Source organism: Candidatus Aegiribacteria sp. (assembly GCA_021108435.1).
In the GTDB taxonomy this organism is placed as follows: Bacteria; Fermentibacterota; Fermentibacteria; order Fermentibacterales; family JCC-6; genus Aegiribacteria.
Genome location: JAIOQY010000167.1, coordinates 1 through 2,648 on the forward strand (window position 1 = coordinate 1; position 2,648 = coordinate 2,648).

General features: G+C 46.6%; 3 protein-coding genes. 2 read left to right on the top strand and 1 reads right to left on the bottom strand.

Annotation, left to right across the window (positions count from 1 at the left end; all coding sequences use genetic code 11):
• A partial coding sequence (locus tag K8R76_09150; protein ID MCD4848345.1) for a phosphoribosylaminoimidazolesuccinocarboxamide synthase occupies window positions 1–866 on the bottom strand: 866 nt, incomplete at its 3' end.
• Window positions 867–1,058: 192 nt separating this feature from the next.
• Between K8R76_09150 and cysC the strand changes: the two genes are divergently transcribed.
• Window positions 1,059–1,682 (top strand): adenylyl-sulfate kinase, encoded by a 624-nt coding sequence (cysC, locus tag K8R76_09155; GenBank protein MCD4848346.1) that lies wholly within the window; start codon window positions 1,059–1,061, stop codon window positions 1,680–1,682.
• Between the two features lies 1 nt (window position 1,683).
• Window positions 1,684–2,648 (top strand): MFS transporter (locus K8R76_09160; protein MCD4848347.1); only part of this gene is annotated, 965 nt, incomplete at its 3' end.

Here is a 2,648-nt window from a genome sequence, read left to right on the forward strand (position 1 = left end):
TTACCTGTTATCATTTCATAGAGTCTTATGTATCGGGAAGAGAGTTCTACAACAAGTTCATCCGGAGCTTTGGGGAGTTCTTCATCGTTGTAAGGATCACAGTTGTCTCTGAACCACAGTCTCAGAAATTCCTTGTCGATGTTCTCCGGTTCTTCACCATTATTGAATTTCTGCTGATAACTGTCCGATATCCAGTAGCGTGAAGAATCGGGAGTGTGAATTTCATCTACGAGAACAATATTCCCATTGCTGTCCCTGCCGAGTTCGTATTTTGTATCGACTAGTATGAGACCGTGCTCAGAGGCTATCTCCATTCCTCTGCGGAAAAGTTTCATGGCGATATCTGAGGCTTTGTCCCATTCATCCTGAGACATCAGTTTCTGATTAACGATTTCTTCTGGAGTGATGGACTCATCATGTTCTTCACTCTTTGTTGTGGGAGTGATAATAGGTTCAGGGAATTTCTGGTTTTTCACCATGCCGTCAGGGAGGGCATTACCGCAGATATTCCGTTTCCCGTTTCTGTATAGTGTCCATGCTGAAGTACTTGTGCTGCCCGTGAGGTATCCCCGCATAATGAACTCCACAGGGAATACTTTGCATTTCATCGCAAGTGTAACATTCGGATCCGGTATGGAGATAACATGATTGGGTACGATATCCTCCGTTCTGCCAAACCAGAATGCGCTTACCTGATTAAGCACCTGGCCTTTGAACGGGACTGAAGCCAGAACCCTGTCGAATGCGCTCTGCCTGTCAGTAGTGATGAGAAGAATCCTGTCACCCAGATCGTAGATGTCTCTGACTTTGCCGCGTATTCTGCCGGGGAGTTTCAGGGAAGATGTGTCGATAAGACAGCTGGACAGGTTTTTTCTGATAATATCTTTATTCACTGTTATATCCTTTCAAATGCTTTTAATGCAAATAAGTTAGCAATTACATTCCGGAGACCGTATGATAGTGAAGTTTTCACGAAGCAGGAACCAGTATGAAAAGAAACCTGCGGTCCCGTACTTATGTTCGGAACCGTTTCCATTCCGGTATCCGATTGGAGAATGATGAATTCTGAACGTTCAGAGGATATGAATATCACATGGCATCATCACGGGGTTGATATAAGTGACAGGGAAGAACTTCTCGGGCACAGAGGAGCTACGGTCTGGCTGACGGGGCTGTCTGGTTCAGGTAAATCCACCATCGCGGATATTCTTTCAGAAATTCTGCATGGAAGAGGCGTTCTTACCGCAATTCTTGACGGTGACAATGTCAGGCATGGTCTTAATAGAGATCTGGGGTTTTCACCTCCGGACCGAAAGGAGAATATCCGCAGGATTTCGGAAGTCGCAAAACTCTTCAGTTCTTTTGGTGTTCTGAATATCCTTGCCTTCATAAGCCCTTACCGCTTCGATAGGAATTTTGCCAGATCAATTCAGGGAGAGAATAATTTCATTGAAGTCTATGTACATGTACCTCTGGAGGTTGCGGAAGAACGAGATCCAAAGGGGTTATACAAAAAGGCCAGAAGCGGAGAAATCCCTTCATTCACAGGGATATCCGCTCCTTACGAGGAACCTGAATCACCTGAACTGGTTCTCCGAACTCATGAATCGACTCCGGAGGAGTGCGCGCGGCAGATAATAGATGTGCTTGAAGCAAAGGGAATAATACCTTCAGAGAGCTGATATGCAGTTATTTTCATGGCTTCCGTTCGTTTCCGGCAGGGATGACAGAAAGCTTTTTCGTCCTCTGGGTGAAGATGAGAAAAAGGCTTTCAAGCTCCACCTGATATCCGCTATTTTCGGCGGGATATCGGTGGGTGTTATTATCAATCACGAATATATCGCTGTTAACGGACTTCACGCTGCCCAGTGGCAGATAACTGCACTGACGATGCTCTGGCCGATCAGTAATCTTCTCTCCGTATTCATTAATCACTGGATCGACAGCCGCGGCAGATACGATAGAGCTGTACTTCTGATCGGTGTTCTTTCAAGGCTTCCTGTCGCCCTGATGTTCTTCTCGTCCAATGTCAATGTGCTTCTTCTTCTGCTGCTGCTGTTCTTTGCTTCGAACAGCGTGCTCATTCCGGCACAGAACACCATAATGAAACAGCGATACCGCTCGAGCAACAGAGCAAGATTATTCGGGTGGTGGTCCAGCATTCTTACGCTCTTCAGCCTTCCGATGGCAATGTTCGTCGGGGCTCTTCTCGATGTTGATTTCCAGTATTACAGGATACTCTTCGTTGTGGAAGCTCTCTTCGGAGCAGGGCAGGCCGTATTCCTCTCTATCATGGCCAGGGGAATGAAACCGGGCCTGTCTGAGAAATCTACAGGGAAAGGGATGGCTCATTTCCTCGGGAGTCTCTGGGCTGTTTTCAGAAGGGATAAGGAGTTCGCCTGTTTCGAGGCCTTCTTTTTCCTGTACGGGATAGCATTCCTGATGATACTGCCTGTTATTCCTTTCTTCGCGACAGACAGATTGGGCCTTGATTATGAGCAGTACGCAATGGCAAAAGGTGTTATCGGACAGATGGGAGTACTTTTCCTGTCACCTATCCTTGGAGTGCGCCTCGAGAAGCTTCACCCATTCAGATTTACCGGGATAGTCTGTCTTGTTCTTGCTTTCTATCCGCTTTCAATGGCAGT